This window comes from Acidocella sp., assembly GCF_027352905.1.
GTDB lineage: Bacteria > Pseudomonadota > Alphaproteobacteria > Acetobacterales > Acetobacteraceae > Acidocella.
In genome coordinates this window covers 18693-38802 of sequence record NZ_DAIEIF010000058.1, presented here as the reverse complement: position 1 = coordinate 38802, position 20110 = coordinate 18693, and the positions used below count along the sequence as shown (strand labels likewise).

The following is a 20110-nucleotide window of genomic DNA, read 5'->3' as shown; positions in this document are numbered from 1 at the left end:
GGCGCCGCGGCCGGGGCGGGCGGCGGCGGGGCGGGGGGCGCGAACTCGTAGCGCAGCCCGACATTGAACTCGTTATTATATTCGCCCTGCTGCTTGAACGAGGCGGGAACGCCGTTCCAGTTGCCGTTATAGCGGCGGGCGGTGGCGAGACCGATGAACCGGTATTCCACCGTCGCGGAAAGCCCCATCACCGGCGCGATGGGAAAGGAGAGGCCGACGATGCCCTGATAGGCGAGGGAGCCGCGCGACTGGTCGACATTGAACCCGTAGCCGGAGATGCCGTTGAAGCGCACCTGCTGCCAGCCAATGCCCGCGCCCATATAGGGGTAGAGCCAGGGCAGGCCGACATCGAAATCGAAAATACCGTTGACGAAACCGCCATACCGCCCCTCGACGCCGCTGGCGGCGGGGTAATAGACGCCGTTGATCTTGCCCTTGCTGGCGCCGTTGCGGATGTAATCGCCTTCCAGCTCCACCCGCCAGCCATTGTCGAAGCCATAGCCGACGGAGCCTTGGACATCGTAGCCATTCTTGAAAACCGGGCGGACCCAGCCGGGCAGGTTCTGCCCGTCCAGCACGAGATTCTTCGCTTTCGGCGTGCTCTCCAAACTGAGGCCGGCGCCCAGGCTGACATAGACGCCGCCGACCGGCTGGGCGAAGGCATGGGTTGCTAACGCGAAGGGCGCCGCCAGCGCGGAGGCCGCCAGGAAGGCTGCTCGAAACTGCATCAATATCACTCCTTTGGGCGTGCCGCGTTGATCTCGGGCCTTCACGCTATCTGGCGGTAAATCGCGTGATTGCGAAGGGGGGCGATGAAAGGAAGCCAAGCCTGTCACCAAAATACCACTCCATGCCCGCGAAATAAAAAACACCCACGAAATAAAAAACCCCGGCAGATCGCTGCCGGGGTTTTCGTGTCATGCGGAGCTTAGTGGAAAATGATTTCCACGCGGCGGTTCTGCGGCTCGCGCACACCGGGGCCGGTGGGCACCAGCAGATGGGTTTCGCCGTAACCGTGCATTTCGATCTCCGAGGCGGGGACGCCATCGGCCACGAGCTGGGCGGCAACCGCCTTCGCGCGCTTGATCGAAAGACCCATGTTATATTGCGGCGTGCCGGAGGTATCCGTGTAGCCATTGACCTCCAGGGTCGTGACGTTCTGCGTCTTGGAATCCTGGGCCGCCTGAGCGATGATCTGGGTCGCGCGCGGGGTCAGGTTGTACTTGTCCCAATCGAAGAACACCAGATAGGTCTTGGCCGGAGCGGGAGCCGGAGCGGCGACCGGGGCAGGGGCCGGGGCCGGGGGCGGCGGCGGCTGGAAGAGCTGATAGCGCAGACCCAGCAGGAAGGTGTGGCTGGTGGACTGGCCGACATGCATGTTGCCGTAATTGCGGCTGGCGGTCAGCTGCGTGAACTTATACTCAGCCGTGAGGGACAGGCCGGGCAGCGGCAGGGGGTAGGCCAGGCCGCCGATGATGTTATAGGCGAAGCTGCCTTTCGAGCCGCCGATATAGCTGCCGTTGGAGGCGTGCAGGGAGCTGTCGAAATGCTGCCATTGATAGCCGGCGCCGGCGCCGACATAGGGGAAGACCGGGATCCCGGCGTCGATGTCGTACAGAACGTTGATCATCGGGCCGTAGGTGTTGAGGCCGCCGGTCGCGGAATACATTCCGCCGCCATCACGGTCGATCTTGTGGACGGTGTTACGGTAATAATTACCGTTCAACTCGATGCGGAAACCGTTGCCCAGGCCGTAACCAACGGCGATGTCACCGGAATAGGAGGGACGGAACAAAGCCTTTCCGCCGCCATTCAGCGGGCCGGTTCCCCGGTCGTTGATGTTCATCGGTTCCTCGATGGTGGTGCCAGCGCCGATGCTGACATAAGGACCGGTGACGGGCTGCGCATGCGCCGCGAGAGGCAGCACAAGGCAGGAGGCAGCAGCGAGAGCTAAGCGCAGCTTCATGTCATGACTCCAAGTAGATGAGAAATAATTTACGACCACCATTTAGCTTCGCTTCCGGTGAATCAACAGGGCAAATCCAGATTGCGCGTTAACATTCCAGAGCTGTTGCATTTTAGGCACAAGCGCGTTCGCCGGAGGATCAGGAGCAGGAGATCCGGAGGATCAGGAGCAGGAGATGACGCGAAACGCCTGCACGGCGTTGCCGGGGTCGGCCGCGCCGGGCGCGGAGCGCACGATCCAGCCGCGATAAACCGCCGCCGCATCCGGCGAGGCTTTCGGCTCTAGGGTAAGAAACACGGCCGCGTCCGGCAGCGCCCCCGGCGGACGGCTGAGGCAGGCCTGGACGCTGAGGATGAGATCGCCGGTCTGGGTTTGGCCGCCGACCGGGACGGTGATCGTGCCGCTGCTGCCATCCACCTTGTTCAGCACGCCGATTATGGCGGTCTTGCCGGGGACCCAGCTATTGGGCGGCGGGGGCGGGACATCCGGCGGGGCTGGTTGGGCGGGGGCGGCGCTCGGCGCGGAGGGCGAAACGGCTTCCGGCAGGGAGGGCTGCGAGGCCGGCGCCCCTTCATCGCCAGTGGCAGCGGCCGGGCTACTGGGCGGAGGCAGAGGGGTCTGCACCAGGCCGGGCGGCGGGGCGGATGGCGCGGGGGCGGGCGGCGGCGTTGGCGCCGAGGGAGCGGCGACCACTGGCGGCGCGGGGGGAACGGCGATGCCGGATTGCCCTGGCGCGCTCTGGCCGAGCAGGCTCTGGGCGCGCACCGCGCCGCCCAGCGCCAAGGCGGCCATGGCCAGCAACAGACGCCGCATTATGGCGACAGCGCCGCCGGATTGCCGGGTTGGGAGGGGGTGGCGGGCTGGCTGGGCGCTCCGTTGGCGCTTTCCCCCTTGGATGGGCCGCCATTGCCCATGGAAAAGATGAATTTGCCGATGAGGTCCTCGACATTGATGGCCGATTGGGTGACCGGGAAGCTCGCGCCCGGTTTCAGCATGGTGTTGGAGCCGCCGGGCGAGATCGAGACATAGGGGCCGCCGAGCAGCCCGTCCGAGGTGATCGAGGCGCTGCTGTCATCAGGAATTTTGACGTTATCGTTGATCGCGAGCTTGATGACGGCGGCATAGGTGGTGGGGTTGAGGGATTCGGCGGCGACATGACCGACGACCACGCCCGCGATCTTCACGTCCGAGCCGACCGTCAGCCCGCCGATGGAGCCGAACTGGGCTTGCAGCGGGTAGCCGCCCGTATTGATGGCGCCCGCGCTGCGCAGGGCGTAGAACAGAAACAGCGCCGCGACGATGATGACCGCCAGGCCGGTGGCGAGCTCGGGGATGCGGCGGGTCATCGGCCTTGATCCGGCGACCAGGATTCATAATCGGAGGAGGAGCGGGCCCGCTGGCCGCCCATATAATCATGGCCGGGCGGCCGGTAGGCGAGCGGCGTGCCGGTGAGGTTGGGCCGGGGCGGGCGCCGCCAGGGATAGGCGGGTTCGTCACGCAGCGGCGCCTCGGTGATGTGATGGAGCCAGGCATGCCACTCCGGCGGCACCGCCGATGGGTCGGCCATGCCGGCATAGACGACCCATCGCCGGGAGAAGGGCCTGCCCGGCCGCTCGTAATACCGGTTGCCCAGACTGTCCTCGCCGATCAGGCGGCCGCGAAACAGCGTGAGAAAGAAAAGGCCGGGATTGCTGAACAATCCCCTCAGGCCAAGCGGCCTCGTCCTCGGGGAGGAAGCGGGAGCGGCGGGTTTCATGGCCTTGGATATAGGTGAAGCCGGGCCATTGGTCCATCGGGGTTTTTCATCCGGCGCTTTGCCCGCTATCCACAGGATTTTGTGGCTGGATGATCGAATCACCACCATATCCACTTTTATTCCCCGGGTCCCCCGCCTAAACTGCCGGCATGGCACAGAATGGCGACGCCAAAACCTGGCGGGGAATCAAGCAATCCACCTTCCTGGCCGCCGCGGACCCGGACGCGCCGCCCGCGCGGGTGACCCTCCCCGCGCCCTGGGGGCAGGGCGGGGCGGAGGCGCTGGCCGCCATTCTGCCGGGGCGCCCCCGCCTCGCCATCGCCGAGGCCGCCGCCGGCTGGATCAACCCCATCGCCGCCCGCGCCCAAGCCGCGGGCCTCACGGAAGACATCGCCGCGAGATTGCACGGGATGCTGGCCCGCCGCCGCGCCAGCCCCGGCCTCGCTATCTGGCGCGGCCAGCCTGGCGGGCGGGCGGGGTTCGTCTTCAATCCCTCCGCCTATCTGGACGAGACGGGCGGGTTCGATGCCCCATCGCTGGGCGCGGATGCGCGTCTGGCCGTCACCGCCCTCACCCTCGCGGCGCCGGGGGCGGCGCGGCTATGGCTCGGCTTCACCGATCTCAACATGTTCCTCGCCCGGCTCGGCCTCGCCTATGCCTCGGCGCAGGCGCGGGAGCTGGCCGTGACCCTCGCCGCCTATATCGGGGCCGAGGCGGATATCGCCTCCGCCGGGCTGCGGGCGCGCGGGCTGGCGCCGGGCTGGCCGGTCGCCGCCCCCAGCCTGCCCGCCGCCTGCGCTTTGCCGGAGTTGCTGGCGCGCGCCGCCGCGTCCGTGAAGGAAGCCGCCCGTCTGCGGGCGCGCCGCCATGAGAGCCTGCTGGGGTTTCTGGAGGAGCCGGAGGTGGAGGCGCTGCTGGGCGCGTCCCATGTCAATTTCGCCCCCGCCCGCTCCGCCCTGGATGAGGCCGGCGCGCTGGCGCCCTGGGCCTGGCAGGCTCTGGCGGCGCGGGGACTCACTCCCGCCGCCGCGCTGGCCCGGCAATTGGCGGGCGAGGATGTCTTCGCCATTCCCGCCCCCGCCGCCCATGCCGCGATGCACGCGGCCCTGGCGGCGCTGGTGCCGGCCATGCCCGCCCGGCCCAGCGCCCCGGCGGCGCCGGAACGGACCGGCGGGCGCGCCCCGCTGCCCCCCCGGCGCAGCGGCTACACGCAGAAGGCGGCGGTGGGCGGCCATAAGGTGTTTCTCTCCACCGGCGAGTATGAGGATGGCAGGCTCGGCGAAATCCTCATCGCCCCGCAGAAGGAAGGGCCCGCCTTCAAGGGGCTGATGGAGGCCTTCGCCATGGCGGTCAGCATGGGCCTCCAGCATGGCGTGAGCCTGGAGAGTTTTGTCGAGGCCTTCACCTGCACCCGTTTCGGCCCCGCCGGCCTGGTGGAAGGCGACCCGGCCGTGCCCGCCGCCACCTCCCTGCTGGATTATGCGTTCCGCCACCTGGCGGCGCATTATCTGGCGGATGTCCGGCTCCCGCCCGCCGATATTGACGCCGGGGAGGCGCTGGGCGAGGTTGCGGCCGAGCGCGCGCCGCTGCTGCCGCTCGACCTTCCCGCCGCGACCCCGCGCGAGCGCCGCCGCGGCCTGAAGCTTGTGAGTTGAGGCGAAACCCTGGCGAGAAAGGCCGCGCCATGAGCACTGTATCCTCGCGTCTCTCTGAACTCGGCATCTGCCTGCCGGCGGCCATGGCGCCGGTGGCGAATTACGTGCCGGTGAACATCACCGGCGCTCTCGTTACGGTGAGCGGCCAGCTCCCCGCCATCGGCGGCAAGGTGGAGGTCACCGGCAAGCTCGGCGGCGGCCTCTCGCTGGAGGATGGCCAGCGCGCGGCGCGGCTCTGCTTCATCAATATTCTCGCGCAGTTGCAAGCGGCGTTGCCGGGCGGGCTGGAGAGCGTGACCAAGGTGGTGCGGCTGGGCGGGTTCATCGCCTGCGCGCCGGATTTCACCCAGCACGCGGTGGTGATGAATGGCGCCTCGGATCTCGCGGTCGCCGTGTTCGGCGAGGCCGGGCGGCATGCCCGCTCCACCGTGGGGGTGGCCTCCCTCCCGCTGGACGCGGCGGTCGAGGTCGAGGGCCTGTTCCATATCGGATAATCAACATTTCCGTGAAAAATCGGTAAGCACCATCTGGCGTGCCTGGTGGCGCTTTTTTCTATCGTTGTCCCGCGCCTATAAGGCGGCATGAGCCGTCGCGACAATCCGTTATTGCCCTGGCGCATGGCGGTCAATCTTTTTCTGGATGGCGTACTGGCCGCGCTGGCGGTGGGGTTGAGCTTCTGGCTCGCCACCCCCGCCGCGCCGGTGCCGCATCCCCGCGCCTTGCCGCTGGCCGGGGCGGCGGCGATTTGGCTCATCGGCATTCCCTTCGGCCTGCCGCGCCTGCATTGGCGCTACGTTTCCGCGCGGGATCTTCTGCTGCTCGGCGCCGCCGCCCTCGTCACCGCCGCCATGCTTTGCCTGTTGATGGTGGGAAGCGGGTTTTCGCTGCCCTCGCCCGCCTTTCCGGTCATCCTCGCCCTCACCCTCGGCGCCGCCCTCACCGTGCCCAAGCTGCTCTACCGGCTGGCGCGGCAGCAGCGCGGCGAGGCGCTGGCGGCGCAGACCGCGCTATTGGTGGGAGATGGCGAGAATGCCGGGCTGTTCCTCGCCGCCCACGCCCAGCAACCCGCTCCGCCCTACCGCATCACCGGGCTCGTTGCTCTCTCCGAGAAACATGTGGGGCGGCGGGTGCATGGGCTGGATGTGGTGGGGGCGGTGGATGAGATGGAGACGGCGCTGCGCCGTCTCGCCGATGAGCCGGATTTGCTCATTCTCGCCGCTCCGCAACTGACCGGCGACCGCTTGACGAGGCTGATCCGTTGGGCCGAGACACGGGCGATCCGGGTGATGCGCGCCCCCTCCCTGACCCGTCTCGCCCCGGCGGAGCAGAAAATCGCCCTGCAACCCATCGCCATCGAGGATTTGCTCAACCGCCGCCAGGTCACGCTGGACCGGGAGGCGATGGCGGCGCTGATCGCCGGGCGGCGGGTGATGGTGACCGGCGCGGGCGGGAGCATCGGCGCCGAGTTATGCCGCCAGATCGCCGGGTTCGCCCCGGCGGAACTGCTCCTGCTCGATTCCTCCGAATTCGCCTTATGGCAGATCGATTTGGAGATTGGCGAGCAATATCCGGCTCTGTCCCGCCGCGCCGTGGTGGCGGATGTGCGGGACGCGCCGGTGATCGCCGCCATCGCCGCGCGGTTCCGGCCCGAACTCGTCTTTCATGCCGCGGCGCTGAAGCATGTGCCGATCGTCGAGGCCAACCGGCTGGAGGGGCTGCGCACCAATGTGCTCGGCACCCAGGTGGTCGCGGATGCCGCCGCCCGGGCCGGGGCGGCGCTGATGGTGCTGATCTCCACCGATAAGGCGGTCAACCCCAGCTCGGTGATGGGCGCCTCCAAGCGCCTGGCCGAGATGTATGCCCAGGCCCTGGACGTGCAGGCCCGGCGCGCCGGCGCCGGCATGCGTTGCGTGACGGTGCGGTTCGGCAATGTGCTCGGCTCCACCGGCTCGGTGGTGCCCTTGTTCCGCCGCCAGCTCGCCCAGGGCGGTCCGCTCACGGTGACCGACCCGCGCATGCAGCGCTACTTCATGACCGTGCGGGAGGCGGTGGGGCTGGTGTTGCAGGCCTCCGCGGCCGGCAGCGGCGCCGCGGCGATTCCGGATGGCGGCATCTTCGTGCTGGATATGGGCGAGCCGGTGCGGATCGTCGATCTCGCCCGGCAGATGATCCGCCTGGCCGGGCTCCGGCCGGATGAGGACATTCAGATCAAATTCACCGGGCTGCGCCCCGGCGAGAAGCTGTTTGAGGAGCTGTTCCACGGCGCCGAGCAGCCCGTGCCGACCGAACATGAGGGGTTGTTGATGGCAACGCCGCGCCTCGTGGATCTCGCCGCCGTGGGGACGGCCCTGCGGGCGCTGGCGGTGGCCGCGCAAGCCGGGGACGAAGCCCGCGCGATGGCGGTTTTGCACGCCATGGTGCCGGAATTTTCGGCCCCGCCGGGTCTCGCCCTCACGCGCGCGGCGGAGTAATCTGCCGGGCCATGAACGCCGCCCTCCCTCCGCCCATTCCCTTTCTGGATTTACAGGCGCAGCAGAGGCGGCTCGGCCAGAGCTTGCGGAGCCGGCTGGACGCGGTGCTGGCCCATGGGCAGTTCGTGCTGGGGCCGGAGGTGGCGGAGCTGGAGGCGCGGCTCGCCGCGTTTTGCGGGGCGGCCCATTGCGTGGGCGTGAGCTCCGGCACCGATGCGCTGCAGATCGCGCTGATGGCCGAGGGCGTCGGGCCGGGCGATGCCGTGTTTCTCCCCGCCTTCACCTACACCGCCACCGCCGAGGTGCCGCTGCTGCTGGGCGCGACGCCGGTCTTCGTGGATGTCGATCCGCGCAGTTTCCAGATCGACCTGGCGAGCCTTGCCGCCCGCATCGCCGGGGTGCGCGAGGCCGGGCGGCTCAAGCCCCGCGCGATCATCGGCGTGGATTTGTTCGGCCAGCCCGCCGATTGGCCGGGGCTGGGCGCCATCGCCGCGCGCGAGGGGCTGTTCACCCTCGATGACTGCGCCCAGGCTTTCGGCGCGGCCCAGCACGGCGTGCGCCTCGGCAAGGCGGCGGACGCCACCGCGACCAGCTTCTTTCCCTCCAAGCCGCTCGGCGCCTATGGCGATGGCGGTGCGCTGTTCACCCAATCGGCGGAGCGGGCGGCGCTCTACCGCTCGCTGCGCAGCCATGGCGAGGGGGCGCAGCGCTACGAGGTGCTGCGCACCGGCATGAATGGCCGGCTGGATACGATCCAGGCCGCCATTCTTCTGGCCAAGCTGGAGCTGTTCGAGGCGGAGCTGGCCCGGCGCGAGGTTATCGCGCGGATTTACGACGCGGCGCTGGCGGATGTGGTGGAGGTGCCCGCCCGCCTGGCCGGGGCGCAAAGCGCCTGGGCGGTCTATGCCGTGCTGCTGCCGGACGAGCCGGCGCGCGAGGCGGCGCGGGCGGCGCTGACGGCGGCGGGGATCGGCCATGCCGTGTATTATCCCCGCGCCTTGCACGAGCAGCCCGCCTACCGGGCCGCGCATGACGGCGCGCGGCTGGCTGTGGCGGAAGGGCTGGGGCCGCGCATTTTGGCTTTGCCCATCCATCCCGACCTCACCGATGAGCAGGCCGGGCGGGTGGCGGCGGTGCTGCGCCGGGCCTTGGGCGCCTGAGGGCCATGCCGCGCGGCGATCTCTTTCCCGATATCGGGCCGTTCGAATCCGGTTATCTGCCGCTTTCGCACGGGCATGTGATGTATTGGGAGCAGGTGGGCAACCCGGCGGGCAAGCCGGTGCTGTTTCTGCATGGCGGGCCGGGGGCCGGGGCGGGGGCGGTGCATCGCCGGTTTTTCGACCCCTCCATCTGGCGCCTGATCGTCTTCGACCAGCGCGGGGCCGGGCGCTCGCGCCCTCTAGGCGGGCTGGAGGGCAATGACACGCCCCGCCTCGTCGATGATATCGAGACGCTGCGGCGGTTTCTCGGCATCGAGCGGATGCTGCTGTTCGGCGGCTCCTGGGGCTCGACCCTGGCGCTCGCCTACGCCCAGGCCCACCCCCGGCGCGTGGCGGGCGCGGTGCTGCGCGGCATTTTTCTCGGCCGGCCGCAGGAGGTGGAGTGGTTCCTCTACGGTTTGCGGCGCGTCTTTCCGGACATCCACGCCGCCTTCGCCGGATTTTTGCCGCCAGAGGAGCGGGGCGATTTGCTGGAAGCCTATTTCCGCCGCCTCACCCATCCGGACCCGGACGTTCAGGCCGCGGCGGCGCGGGCCTGGAGCGTTTATGAGGGGTCCTGCTCCACCCTGCTGCCAAGTTTCGAGGCGGTGTCCGCCTTCGCCCAGGACCGCACCGCCATCGGGCTGGCGCGGATCGAGGCGCATTATTTCCGTCACGGCCTCTTTCTGCCGCCGGGCGGGCTGCTTGCCCATATGGAGCGGCTGCAGGCGATCCCGGCGGAAATCATCCAGGGCCGCTACGATATGATCTGCCCGGCGCAATCGGCCTTCGACCTTGCCGCCGCCTGGAAAACCGCCCGGCTGACCATCGTGCCCGATGCCGGGCATTCCGCGCTGGAGCCGGGCGTGCGGGCGGCGCTGCTGACGGCGCTGGAACGCAGCCGGGAGCTTCTGTGAGGGATGGAGGGATTTAGCCGGGTTTGCCGCGCCCAGGGGGACAGGCTCGCCGCCGCGCTGGCGTTTCTGCTATTGGCCGCCATCAAGTCGGACCGGACGACACTCAAGGGGCTGGCGCCCGCCTATTGGTCGGGCTGGGCGGATCAAAGCCATTATTTCGTCTCCGCCCGCGCCTTTCTGCATGGCGCGTTGCGCCCGGATCTGCATTGGTATCCGCTGCTCTACCCGCTGCTGCTGGCGCCCTTTGCCGCCCTGCCCGATTTTTATGCGTCGCTGGCCCCCGATCTGCTCTGCTATCTGGCCGCCCTGGCCGGGTTTCAGCTGGTGGCGGCGCGGTTCGGCGTTGGGCGCTGGCTGGCGCTGGGCTTGTTTCTCGCCGCGACGATCCTTTATCCCCGTATCGCCTCGCAATGGCTGATTCCCTGGACGACGACCCTCTCCGCCGCCTTGATCTGGCTGGCGCTGGGGCTGGCCAGCCGCTTCGCCGGCCCGCCCGCCCGCCGCCCCACCCTTGGCTTGAGTTGCGGGCTGGGGGCGCTGCTCGGGCTGATCCCCCTTTGCCGCCCGGCCGATGCCGTGCTGAGTGGACTGATCGGCCTGTGCTTGCTGGGGCCGCTGCTCGCCCGGCCGGGCGGCTGGCGGGGGCTGGCCGCGCTCTGCGCCGGGGGCGTGGCCGTCATCGCCGCCTATCTGGGCTTGTATCTCGCCATCTATGGGCCGCATCCCACGCCCTATATGCGGCTTTCCGCCGCCTTCGGCCTGGATTTCGCCCGGCTGGGCTGGAAGGCCTATGTCATCCTCATCGAGCCGCGCCCATGGTACCCGTACGGGCAAGGCATGCTGGCGGTTCTGCCCTGGTTGCCGCTGGGCGCGGCGGGGCTGCTGCTGATGCTGGCGCGGCGGGGGCGGCGCTGGCTGACGGCTCTGCTGGCCTTGCCGGCTTTTGCCTATACTGTGATGATGCTCGCTTATACCGATCTGCTGCCCAGCGGGCTGTGGCGATATAACAACATCCATTATTTCAAATGGCTGCTGCCGCTGCTGGCCCTGTTCGCCTGGCTGTGGCTGCGCCAATGCCGCCAGCGCCCCGCCGCCGCGGCCCTGGCCCTGGCGGTGGTGTTGTTGCCCGCCTGCCTGCATTTGCGCCCGGTGGCGGCGGGCCCGCGCGAACCGGCCCGGCTGGTGCTGTTTTCCTCGCCGCCGGTGTCATTTCAGGCGGTGTATTTCGGCCGGTCCCTGGTGGCCGACCGGCTGGGGCCGCAATATAATCTGCTCGATATTCATCTCGTCCCGGGCCGGGATGGGCTGATCTATGCCGAGGCATTGCGCCGTCCCTTCGCCGGCGATGAGGAGTGGAACGTGCTGGCGGGCATTCCGCCCAGCCGCCCCGATACGGGTTTGGTGGGGGACGAGGTGACGCTGCCCGGCCCGTTTCCGCGCCCGGCCCTCGCGCGGTTCCGCCCCGCGCCGGGCCTCGGCTGGCCGTGCTGGCTGCCGCCTTACCTCTGCGCCGCGCCGCTCAGCCTCAAATGACCTCCGCCGGGCGGAGATGGCACGCCGCCGCGACCTCCGTCGATTCGAGCTGGATGGTGGCGTGGCCGATGCCGAAACGATGCCGCATATCCTCGGCGATGCGCGGCAGCAGCGCCGAGCTTTCCACCTCATCCGAGACGAGATGGGCGGTGAGGGCGGTATCGCTGGTGCTGTAGCCCCAGATGTGGAGATCGTGGATTGCCACCACCCCGGGCAGGCCGCGCAGATAGGCTTCCACCGCCGCGAGATCGATCCCCTCCGGCACCGCGTCGAGCGAGAGATTGAGGGAATCGCGGAGCAGAGACCAGGTGCCCGCGACGATGACCACGCTGATGGCGAGGCTGACCAGCGGGTCCACCAAACTATAACCCGTCAACAGAATGACCAAGCCCGCCGCCGCGGTGCCGGCCGAAACCAGGGCGTCGGCGGCCATGTGCAGGAAGACGCCGCGTATGTTGAGGTCGTTCTTGCGGCCGGAGAGGAAGAGCAGCGCCGTGACGCCGTTGACGGCGATGCCGATGAGGGCGACGACGACGATGGTGAGGCCGGCGGGATGGCCAGGGTGGAAGAGGCGCTGGATCGCCTCCCAGGCGATGCCGCCAGTGACCACCAGCAGCAGCACCGCGTTGCCGAGCGCGGTGAGGATGGAGGAACGGCGCAGCCCGTAGGTATAGCGGGCGGAGGGGAGCCTGCGCCCCAGCGCCGTTGCGCCCCAGGCCCCGGCCAGGCCCAGCACGTCGCTGAGATTATGCCCGGCATCCGCGAGCAAAGCGAGAGAATGCCCGGCGAGGCCGAAACCGGCCTCCCCGAACACATAGGCGAGATTGAGCGCGAGGCCGATGGCGAAGGCGCGGCCGAAATCCGCCGGGGCGTGGCTATGGCCGCCATGACCATGCGCGCCGGCATGGTCATGGCCGTGATCATGCGGCAATGCTCTCTCTCCTCGCTCGAATACCGGCAGGTTAGACCGCCTGCTTGCGGCTCGCCAGGGCAATATTGACCAGCGCCAGCAGAACCCCGCCCGCGAAGATGAAGGTGGAGAGGACGAAGACCTGGGGCGGGATGCCGACCTTGACCGCGCCATAGACCCAGAGCGGGAAGGTCAATGTCTGCCCCGCGACGAAGGTGGTGATGATGAGATCGTCGATGGACAGCATGAAGCAGAGCAGGCAGGCGCCGACGATGCCCGGCAGGATGAGCGGGAAGATGACCGTCCAGAACGCGATCCAGGGGGTGGCGCCGAGATCCGCCGCGGCGCGGTCCAGGGCGCGGTCCAGCCCGGAGACGCGGGCGCGGATGACCACCACCGCGAAGGCGAGATTGAAGGCGACATGGGCGATAAAAATCGTTAGCAGGCCGCGCGGCAGGTTGAGGGCCAGGAACATCGAGAGGAGCGAGGCGCCCACCACCACGGCCGGGGCGGCGATATCCGCGAAAATGACCAGATCCGTCAGCGTCTTGCCCAAAAAGCGGTAGCGGGCCAGGGCCAGGGCCAGCGGCGTGCCGAGCAGGGCCGAGGCCAGGGCGCTGCCGATGGCGACCTCCAGCGAGTGCATCAGCGCGCCGGTGAGATCCTGAATGGCGAAGGCGTCGCCATAATTGGCGAAGGTGAAATGCTGCCAGTTGAGCGCGATGCGGCCATTGGGGGCGAAATTGAAACTGAAGACCACCATCACCGCGATGGGGAGCATGGTGTAGATGATCATCGCCCAGGTGAAGATGCCCAGCACGCGCTCCCCCAGGCGGCGGGGGCGGTAGGCCGAGGGGGGTGGCGGCAGGGAAGCGGCGGCGCTCATGCGGCGTATTCCTGAATGGTGTCGGTGCCGAAGGCCTTGGAGTAGAGCAGGATGGCCACCATGAGCATGAGCATGAGAATGGAGGAGAGGGCCGCCGCCATCGGATAATCCTGGCTTTGGAAGAAGGAGTCCTGGATGATATTGCCAATCATGTAGGTGCCCGGCCCGCCGAGCAGCGCGGCGTTCACGTAATCGCCGACATTGGTGACGAAAACGAGCAGGAAACCGGCGAAGATGCCAGGGGCGGAAAGAGGCAGGATGATCTTCATGAAGGCGGTCACGGGCGAGGCGTAGAGATCGTTGGCGGCGCGCACCAGCCGGCGGTCCAGCTTCTCCAGCACCACGTAGAGGGGCAGCACGTAATAGGCGAAGGAATTATAGATGAGGCCGCCGATGACCGCCCATTGGGTGGAGAGAATCCGGCTGCTCTGCGGCAGGATGCCGAATTGCTTCAGCGTGCCGAGAATGACCCCTTGATCGGACAGAATGAACTCCCAGGCCAGCACGCGGATGACGAAGGAGACGAAGAAGGGCAGCATGATGAGGAACAGATAAGTGCTTTTATGGCGCCCGCCGTAAAAGGCGATCCAATAGGCCACGGGGTAGGAGACCAGCAAGGTGACGATGGTGGAGGCGGTGCCGTACCAGAAAGAGCGGATGAAGGGCGCCTGATAGCCGTTGAACGCGTCGACGAATTCCTGAAAATTAAACGAGATGACGAATCCGGAGATCGGGTCGCCCACCGCCAGCGCCATGCCGAGCATGGACACGAGCGGGATGAGGAAGAAGACGAGCAGATAGGCCCAGCCCGGCAGGCTGAGCAAATAAGGTGCTAATTTGCCGCCGAGCCGCATGCCTCGTCTCCCTCAGCCCTGGACGACCGGGTTGAAGATGTTCAACCATTTCTGATATTCGGCGTAATTCTTGAACGGATGGTATTCATGCGTCCGCGCCAGCTCTGATTCGGGCGGGAAGACCAGCGGGGAATTGGCGACATCCGGGTCCTTGATGACGTTGAGGATGTAATCCTTCGCCGCCGGCACCGGGCAGATATAATTCACGTAATCCTCGACGAGGCCGGCCGCCTCCGGCGTATAATAGTAATTCATCCATTCCAGCGCGGAGAGGGGATTTTTCGCGCCGACAGGGATGCACATATTGTCGTGCCAGATCGAGCAGCCTTCCTTGGGCACGACGAATTTGAGGTCCTTATAGCCCTTGGAATTGGCCTGGTAGACATCGCCGGACCAGGCCATGGTGATCCAGACATCGCCGCTTTCCAGCGCGTTGATGTAGCTCTGATCGTAATATTGGCGCACGAGGCCCTTGGCTTTCTGATCCTTCAGGATCGCGGCGGCCTTTTCCCAATCCGCGGGGGTGGAGGTGGTGGGGTTGATGCCCAGTTTGAGCATCGCGGCGCTGCCGATTTCGATGATGTCGCTGAACATGCCGATATGCCCGGCGAAGGCGGGGTCCCAGAGATCATCGAAGCTGGTGATCTCGCGCTTGGTGAGCTTGGGGTTATAGGCGATGCCGGTCAGCCCCGATTGCCATACCATCGTGTGCTTGTTGCCGGGGTCGAAGGGCGGATTCTTGACGCTGGGGCTGGCGTTCTTGGCGAAATTCGGGACTTTCTCCTGCCAGATCGGCACGAGCCAGTTCTGCATCAGCATTTCGGTGAGGTACCAGCCATTGGTGATCACCATCATGTCATAGCCGGTCGCCTGGCCCGCCTTCAGCACCGGCGCCACCTGGGCATAGAAGGGGCCTACCTCTTGGATCACCTCCTTATAGGTGACATGGATGCCGGTCTGTTTGGTGAATTCGTCGATGGAGGGATGGTCCTTGCCGTCCGACGAAACATCGATGTAAAGCGGCCAGTTGGCGAAGACGAACTCCTTGGTCGGCTTCTGCTTCGCCCACCAGGCCGGCCAATCCTTCACCTTTTCGGCCCGGGCGATTTGCGGCGCCAGCGCCGCCATCATCGCGGCACCCGCGCCGCGCATGAAATTCTGCCGGCTGAGACGCGGCTGCGTCAGGCCCCGGTAAAACGCCTGGGTCAGATCTCGGCCGTTCTGATCGTCCTTGCTCATCGTTGCTCTCCTTCGGGTTGGGTCTCGTTGGCGTTGACGGCGAATGTATGATCGGGATGCCAGGCGAGCCGCACCGTCTCGCCCGGGGCGAGCTCACCGAGCTGGCCGGAATTTTGTGTATAGACGTTCAGAGGCCGCCCGCTGGCGCTCTCCATCATGTATTGGCGGCTGACGCCGAGATAGACCGAGACGCCGGTCCTGGCCTCGATCGCGTTCCATCCCGGCGGCGCGCTCTCATTCCGGGCGAGGATGATGAATTTTTCCGGACGCACGCCGATTTTCACCATCTTCGCCGCCGGCGGCAAGGCGCGCGCGGGCAGGTTGACCGTCGCGCCATCCTCGAGCCGGATCGCGGCGGTATCGCCGCTTTGGCCGACCACCTCCCCCGGAATGAAATTGGAGGCGCCGAGGAAGGAGGCGACGAATTCCGTCGCCGGATGGTCATAAACCTCCGCCGGTGTGCCCACCTGCTCGATCCGGCCCTTGGACATCACGGCCAGCCTGTCGGACATCGCCATCGCCTCCTCCTGGTCATGGGTGACGAAGAGGAAGGTGATACCGACCTCGTGCTGGATGCGCTTCAACTCGATCTGCATCTGCTTGCGAAGTTTCAAATCGAGCGCGCCCAGCGGCTCGTCCAGCAGCAGAAGCTTCGGCCGGTTGACCAAAGCGCGGGCCAGGGCCACGCGCTGCTGCTGCCCGCCGGAAAGCTGCCCCGGCTTGCGCTTGGCGAAACCGGTGAGATCGACGAGTTTCAACATAGTATTCACCCGCTCGGTGATCTCGGCTTTTTTCACGCCCTTGCGCCGCAGGCCGAAAGCGACATTCTCGAAAATATCGAGATGCGGGAACAGGGCGTAGGATTGAAACACCGTGTTCACGTCGCGCTTATAGGAGGGCAGCCGGCTGACATCCTCCCCCGCCAGATAGATCGCGCCGGAGGTCGGCGATTCGAACCCGCCGATCATCGAAAGCGTGGTGGATTTGCCGCAGCCGGAGGGGCCGAGCAGGGAAAAGAATTCGCCCCCCTTGATGGTGAGGGAAATATCGTCGACCGCCGTCCAGCCGCCGAATTGTTTGACAACATGCTCCAGCCTGACATCCTGACCGGCGGAGAGGGGGGCGCTCATACGGACACTCCAGCTTTTATGTAACGTGATGGTGGAACCGGGAGACGAGCGGCGGCATTTGCTTTTTCTAGCATCAAACCGGCTTTTTATGGGGCAAATTCTGCCCGGCGCGGCGCGGCGCAACCCGGGCCGCGTCCGGTTTCGCTTCTTTCGCCCTTTGCAAGCGCGTTGTCATAACGGCTGCGTGTGCAAACATCGCGCCAACCCGGTAAAGGATGATGCTTGACCTCGAAATTCCGACATCCGCCGCCTGCTGCCATTTCTTGGGGCCGACGGTACGATTAAAAAAATAAACACGTCAACCGGAAAGATGCGGCGGCGCGCCATCCGCCGCCCCGGGAAATAATTCCAGTGCCGCTTCGCCCGGTGGCCAGGTGGCGGGGGGTTCGGCAAAGTCCCGCTGGGCGCGCAGAACCTCCACCCCCGCATCCGAGGCGTCCCGCCGCCGGGCGGCGAGGCGCGCGGCGAGCACCTCATCCGGCGCGTCCAGCCAGAAGCCGTCAAAGGGCAGCCCCAGCCGCGCCGCCAGGGCGATGGCCGGGCCGCGCTCGGCCGCCCGGAGAAAGGCGGCGTCGAGAATAATGGTAAAGCCGGCGCGCAGCCCGGCCTCGCCCAGGCGCAGCAGCTCCGCATAGACGCGGGCGCTGCCTGCGGGCGTATAGGCGCGGGCCGGCAGGCGGGTCTCGGGCGTCACGCCGGCGAGGCGTTTGCGCAACACGTCCGAGCGTAGCACCCGCGCCCCCGGCGGGGGCGAGAAACGCGGCGCCAGCCGCGCCGCCAGGGTCGATTTGCCACTGCCGCTGAACCCGCCCACGGCGACCAGCCGGGGGGAGGCCGGGCGCAAGGCCCGCGCCGCGAGCGCCAGATACGCTCCGGCCACAGCCGCCTTGCCCTGGGCGGCGCAGACATGCGCCCGGATGGCGGCGCGCGCCGAGATGAACAAGGGCAGGGCCGCCAGCCCGTCCTCATCGCCGCTGACATCCATGTAGCGGTTCGCCACCAGCGCGGCGCCCCCGGCGTCTTCCCGCCGCAGCAAATCCATCAAGAGAAACGCGAGATCGTAGAGCACGTCGATACAGGCGAATTCATCGGAGAATTCGATGCAGTCGAACAGGACGGGCCGCCCCTCCAGCAGCACGATATTGTCGAGATGCAGATCGCCATGGCAGCGGCGGACGCGCCCGGCGGCGGCGCGGCGGGCGAGCAACGGCGCCAGCCTGGCATGGGCGGCGCGGCTGGCGTCGTTCAGCTCCGCCACCACGGCCGCATCGAGCGGCGGGCAGGCGGCGCTGAGCCGCTCCGCGTTGCCCTCGATCACCTTTTCCAGCCCCGCGCCCGTGGCGGTCTCCGCCTTGGCGTGAAAGCCGGCGATGGTATCGGCGAGATCGCGCAGAACGCCCCGGTCCACCGGCCCGCGCGCCGCCGCAGCGCCGAGCAGCGCCTCGTCCGGAAAACGGCTCATCTCCAGCACATATTCCACCGGCGCTCCCGCCCCGTCCCATTCCAGCCCGCCATCCGCGGCGCGGGTGAGGGTCCGCACCCGCCGGTACAGGCCCGGCGCGGTGCGGCGGTTCAACGCCAGCTCCCGCTCGCAGAAAATCTTGCGGGCGGCCAGGCTCGTATAGTCCAGATAGGGAAAGCGCACCGCCCGCTTGATTTTATAAGCGGTGCCGCCGCCCAGAAAGACATGCGAGATGTGGGTGGAGATCACCCGCTCCGCCTGGCGGGAGAGAAAGGCGAGGGTCTCCTCCTGCTCAGCCATGATCCTGCCAGACCGCCACCTTGGCGGCCAGCGCCGTCAACTCGCCATCGGAGATGGTCTCGTTGCGTAAAAGGGTCCGCGCGCCCTCGCGCAGGATCTCCATATTCGCCTGGAGAATGGCCCGCGCCCGGTTATAGGCCCGCTCGACGATGTCGTGCACGGCCTTGTCGATCCGCGCCGCCGTCGCCTCGCTATATTGGCGGGGCCGCCACTCCTGCCCGGCGCTGGTGAGAAAATGCTGGCTTTCCGGCTCGTAGGTCATCTGCCCCAGTTCGGGCTCCATGCCATAGCGCACCACCATGGCGCGGGCGATATCGGTGGCGCGCTGGAGGTCGTCGGCGGCGCCGGTGGAAATATCCGGAAAGATCAGTGATTCCGCGGCGCGCCCGCCCAGCAGCACCGTCATCCGGTCCATCATCTCGGCCCGGCTCATTAAGAACCGGTCCTGGCTCGGCCGCTGGATCGTGTAGCCGAGGGCCGCGATGCCGTGCGGGATGATCGAGATTTTCTGAACCTTGTCCGTATCCGGCAGGGCCATGGCGGTGATGGCGTGGCCCATTTCGTGATGCGCGACGATCTCGCGCTCCTTGGGCACCAGCAGGCGGTTGCGCTTTTCCAGCCCGGCGACGATGCGCTCGATGGCGGCGTCGAAATCCGCCAGCGTGACCGCCTCGGCGTTGCGGCGGGTGGCGAGCAGCGCCGCCTCGTTGACCAGATTGGCGAGATCCGCCCCGGTGAAGCCGGGGGTGAGAGCGGCGATCTCCTCCACCGAGACATTGGGCGCGAGCTTGATTTTCTTTATATGGATGTTGAGAATTTGCATCCGCCCCGCCTTGTCGGGCCGGTCCACCAGCACCTGCCGGTCGAACCGCCCCGCGCGCAGCAAGGCCGGGTCGAGGATCTCGGGCCGGTTGGTCGCGGCCAGCAGCACCACGCCGGAGGAAGGATCGAACCCGTCCATCTCCGCCAGAAGCTGATTGAGGGTCTGCTCCTTCTCGTCATTTCCCGCGCCGGGAATGGCGACGTTGCGGGCGCGTCCCAGCGAATCCAGCTCGTCGATGAAGATGATGGAAGGGGCGCTGGCGCGGGCCTGCTCGAACAAATCGCGCACCCGCGCAGCGCCCACCCCCACGAACATTTCCACGAATTCCGAGCCTGAGATGGAAAAGAACGGCACGCCCGCCTCCCCCGCCACGGCGCGGGCGAGCAGGGTTTTGCCGGTTCCGGGCGGGCCGACCAGCAGAATGCCCTTGGGGATATGCGCGCCGAGCCGGCCATAGGCGGCGGGGTTTTTGAGAAACTCGACGACTTCCTGGAGCTCTTGCTTGGCTTCCTCCACCCCCGCCACGTCGGAAAAGCGGACCTTGATGTCGTTCTCGGCATAGACCCGCGCCTTGGCCTTGCCGGTGGCGAGCAAGCCGCCGGCGCCGCCGAAGCGCCCGCCCAGCATGAGATACCAGAGCAGGCCGAAAATGAGCAGCGGCGCCAGCCAGCCGAGCAGGGAGGCCAGGGGGCTGGGCGGCGGCGCGCCATCGAAGGTGACTTTGGCGCCGGCCAGTTGCTGGGCCAGGGCGGGGTTGACCTCATTGGTGACGAAATTGGCCGGCTGACCCTTTTGCGGATGCTTGAACTGGCCGGAGATCTGACCATTGCCGATGACCAGATTATCCACCTCCCCCGCGGCGAGGAGAGATTGAAACTCGCTATATGGGATGGGTTTGACGTTCTGCTCGGCCAGGCGGCCCAGCATCGAGAGGCCGAGAAAGACCAGGAAGAACATGAGCACGCCGAGCCAGGCGCCCTGGCTGCCCTTGAGTTTGTTCGCCACCTGC

Annotated in this window: 18 protein-coding genes; 6 read left to right on the top strand and 12 right to left on the bottom strand. The window is 67.3% G+C overall.

All coding sequences use genetic code 11. The features are described from left to right. From M7H45_RS11190 to M7H45_RS11170, 5 genes are all read right to left on the bottom strand, one after another. The coding region (locus M7H45_RS11190) for an outer membrane protein (RefSeq protein ID WP_298216952.1) at nucleotides 1-728 on the bottom strand (728 nt) is incomplete at its 3' end. A 200-nt stretch (nucleotides 729-928) separates the two neighbouring features. Continuing rightward, on the bottom strand, nucleotides 929-1966 hold the full coding sequence (locus tag M7H45_RS11185; protein WP_298216951.1) for an OmpA family protein: 1038 nt from the start codon (nucleotides 1964-1966) through the stop codon (nucleotides 929-931). Between the two features lie 162 nt (nucleotides 1967-2128). Beyond that, nucleotides 2129-2779, bottom strand: a complete 651-nt coding sequence (locus M7H45_RS11180) for a DUF2155 domain-containing protein (RefSeq protein WP_298216950.1) — start codon at nucleotides 2777-2779, stop codon at nucleotides 2129-2131. Next, nucleotides 2779-3312 (bottom strand): outer membrane lipid asymmetry maintenance protein MlaD, encoded by a 534-nt coding sequence (gene mlaD, locus M7H45_RS11175; protein ID WP_298216948.1) that lies wholly within the window; start codon nucleotides 3310-3312, stop codon nucleotides 2779-2781. Before mlaD ends, M7H45_RS11180 begins: the two co-directional genes overlap by 1 nt. Continuing rightward, nucleotides 3309-3665 carry an NADH-ubiquinone oxidoreductase subunit NDUFA12 family protein gene (locus M7H45_RS11170; RefSeq protein ID WP_298216946.1) on the bottom strand — a complete coding sequence of 119 codons (357 nt, stop codon included), beginning with the start codon at nucleotides 3663-3665 and terminating at the stop codon, nucleotides 3309-3311. Before M7H45_RS11170 ends, mlaD begins: the two co-directional genes overlap by 4 nt. A gap of 206 nt (nucleotides 3666-3871) precedes the next feature. On the opposite strand from M7H45_RS11170, the gene M7H45_RS11165 reads away from it, so the two are divergent. The 6 genes from M7H45_RS11165 to M7H45_RS11140 all read left to right on the top strand — a co-directional run bounded on the left by M7H45_RS11165 (nucleotide 3872) and on the right by M7H45_RS11140 (nucleotide 11497). Then, nucleotides 3872-5377 carry a TSCPD domain-containing protein gene (locus M7H45_RS11165; RefSeq protein ID WP_298216944.1) on the top strand — a complete coding sequence of 502 codons (1506 nt, stop codon included), beginning with the start codon at nucleotides 3872-3874 and terminating at the stop codon, nucleotides 5375-5377. A 29-nt stretch (nucleotides 5378-5406) separates the two neighbouring features. Beyond that, nucleotides 5407-5871 carry a RidA family protein gene (locus M7H45_RS11160; RefSeq protein ID WP_298216942.1) on the top strand — a complete coding sequence of 155 codons (465 nt, stop codon included), beginning with the start codon at nucleotides 5407-5409 and terminating at the stop codon, nucleotides 5869-5871. A gap of 87 nt (nucleotides 5872-5958) precedes the next feature. Then, on the top strand, nucleotides 5959-7848 hold the full coding sequence (locus tag M7H45_RS11155) for a nucleoside-diphosphate sugar epimerase/dehydratase (protein ID WP_298216940.1): 1890 nt from the start codon (nucleotides 5959-5961) through the stop codon (nucleotides 7846-7848). An 11-nt stretch (nucleotides 7849-7859) separates the two neighbouring features. Next, nucleotides 7860-9008 (top strand): DegT/DnrJ/EryC1/StrS aminotransferase family protein, encoded by a 1149-nt coding sequence (locus tag M7H45_RS11150; protein WP_298216939.1) that lies wholly within the window; start codon nucleotides 7860-7862, stop codon nucleotides 9006-9008. A gap of 5 nt (nucleotides 9009-9013) precedes the next feature. Beyond that, on the top strand, nucleotides 9014-9964 hold the full coding sequence (pip, locus tag M7H45_RS11145) for a prolyl aminopeptidase (protein WP_298216937.1): 951 nt from the start codon (nucleotides 9014-9016) through the stop codon (nucleotides 9962-9964). Nucleotides 9965-9967: 3 nt separating this feature from the next. After that, on the top strand, nucleotides 9968-11497 hold the full coding sequence (locus M7H45_RS11140; protein ID WP_298216936.1) for a hypothetical protein: 1530 nt from the start codon (nucleotides 9968-9970) through the stop codon (nucleotides 11495-11497). Here the strand turns inward: M7H45_RS11140 and M7H45_RS11135 are convergent. The 7 genes from M7H45_RS11135 to ftsH all read right to left on the bottom strand — a co-directional run bounded on the left by M7H45_RS11135 (nucleotide 11490) and on the right by ftsH (nucleotide 20106). Continuing rightward, nucleotides 11490-12428 carry a cation diffusion facilitator family transporter gene (locus tag M7H45_RS11135; protein ID WP_298216935.1) on the bottom strand — a complete coding sequence of 313 codons (939 nt, stop codon included), beginning with the start codon at nucleotides 12426-12428 and terminating at the stop codon, nucleotides 11490-11492. The genes M7H45_RS11140 and M7H45_RS11135 overlap by 8 nt on opposite strands. A gap of 31 nt (nucleotides 12429-12459) precedes the next feature. Beyond that, complete coding sequence (locus M7H45_RS11130) at nucleotides 12460-13293, bottom strand: ABC transporter permease (RefSeq protein WP_298216933.1); 834 nt, start codon at nucleotides 13291-13293, stop codon at nucleotides 12460-12462. Beyond that, the gene (locus tag M7H45_RS11125) at nucleotides 13290-14147 is read right to left on the bottom strand and encodes an ABC transporter permease (protein WP_298216932.1); all 858 of its coding nucleotides are present in this window, start codon (nucleotides 14145-14147) and stop codon (nucleotides 13290-13292) included. The genes M7H45_RS11130 and M7H45_RS11125 overlap by 4 nt, the downstream gene beginning before the upstream one ends. A gap of 12 nt (nucleotides 14148-14159) precedes the next feature. After that, on the bottom strand, nucleotides 14160-15386 hold the full coding sequence (locus tag M7H45_RS11120) for a spermidine/putrescine ABC transporter substrate-binding protein (RefSeq protein ID WP_298216931.1): 1227 nt from the start codon (nucleotides 15384-15386) through the stop codon (nucleotides 14160-14162). After that, the gene (locus M7H45_RS11115) at nucleotides 15383-16516 is read right to left on the bottom strand and encodes an ABC transporter ATP-binding protein (RefSeq protein WP_298216930.1); all 1134 of its coding nucleotides are present in this window, start codon (nucleotides 16514-16516) and stop codon (nucleotides 15383-15385) included. The genes M7H45_RS11120 and M7H45_RS11115 overlap by 4 nt, the downstream gene beginning before the upstream one ends. A gap of 298 nt (nucleotides 16517-16814) precedes the next feature. After that, nucleotides 16815-18278, bottom strand: coding sequence for a bifunctional aminoglycoside phosphotransferase/ATP-binding protein (locus tag M7H45_RS11110; protein ID WP_298216928.1), 1464 nt, complete (start codon nucleotides 18276-18278; stop codon nucleotides 16815-16817). Further along, nucleotides 18271-20106: an ATP-dependent zinc metalloprotease FtsH gene (ftsH, locus tag M7H45_RS11105; RefSeq protein ID WP_366145544.1), complete on the bottom strand. Its 1836-nt coding sequence runs from the start codon at nucleotides 20104-20106 to the stop codon at nucleotides 18271-18273. The genes M7H45_RS11110 and ftsH overlap by 8 nt, the downstream gene beginning before the upstream one ends. Nucleotides 20107-20110: the final 4 nt, after the last annotated feature.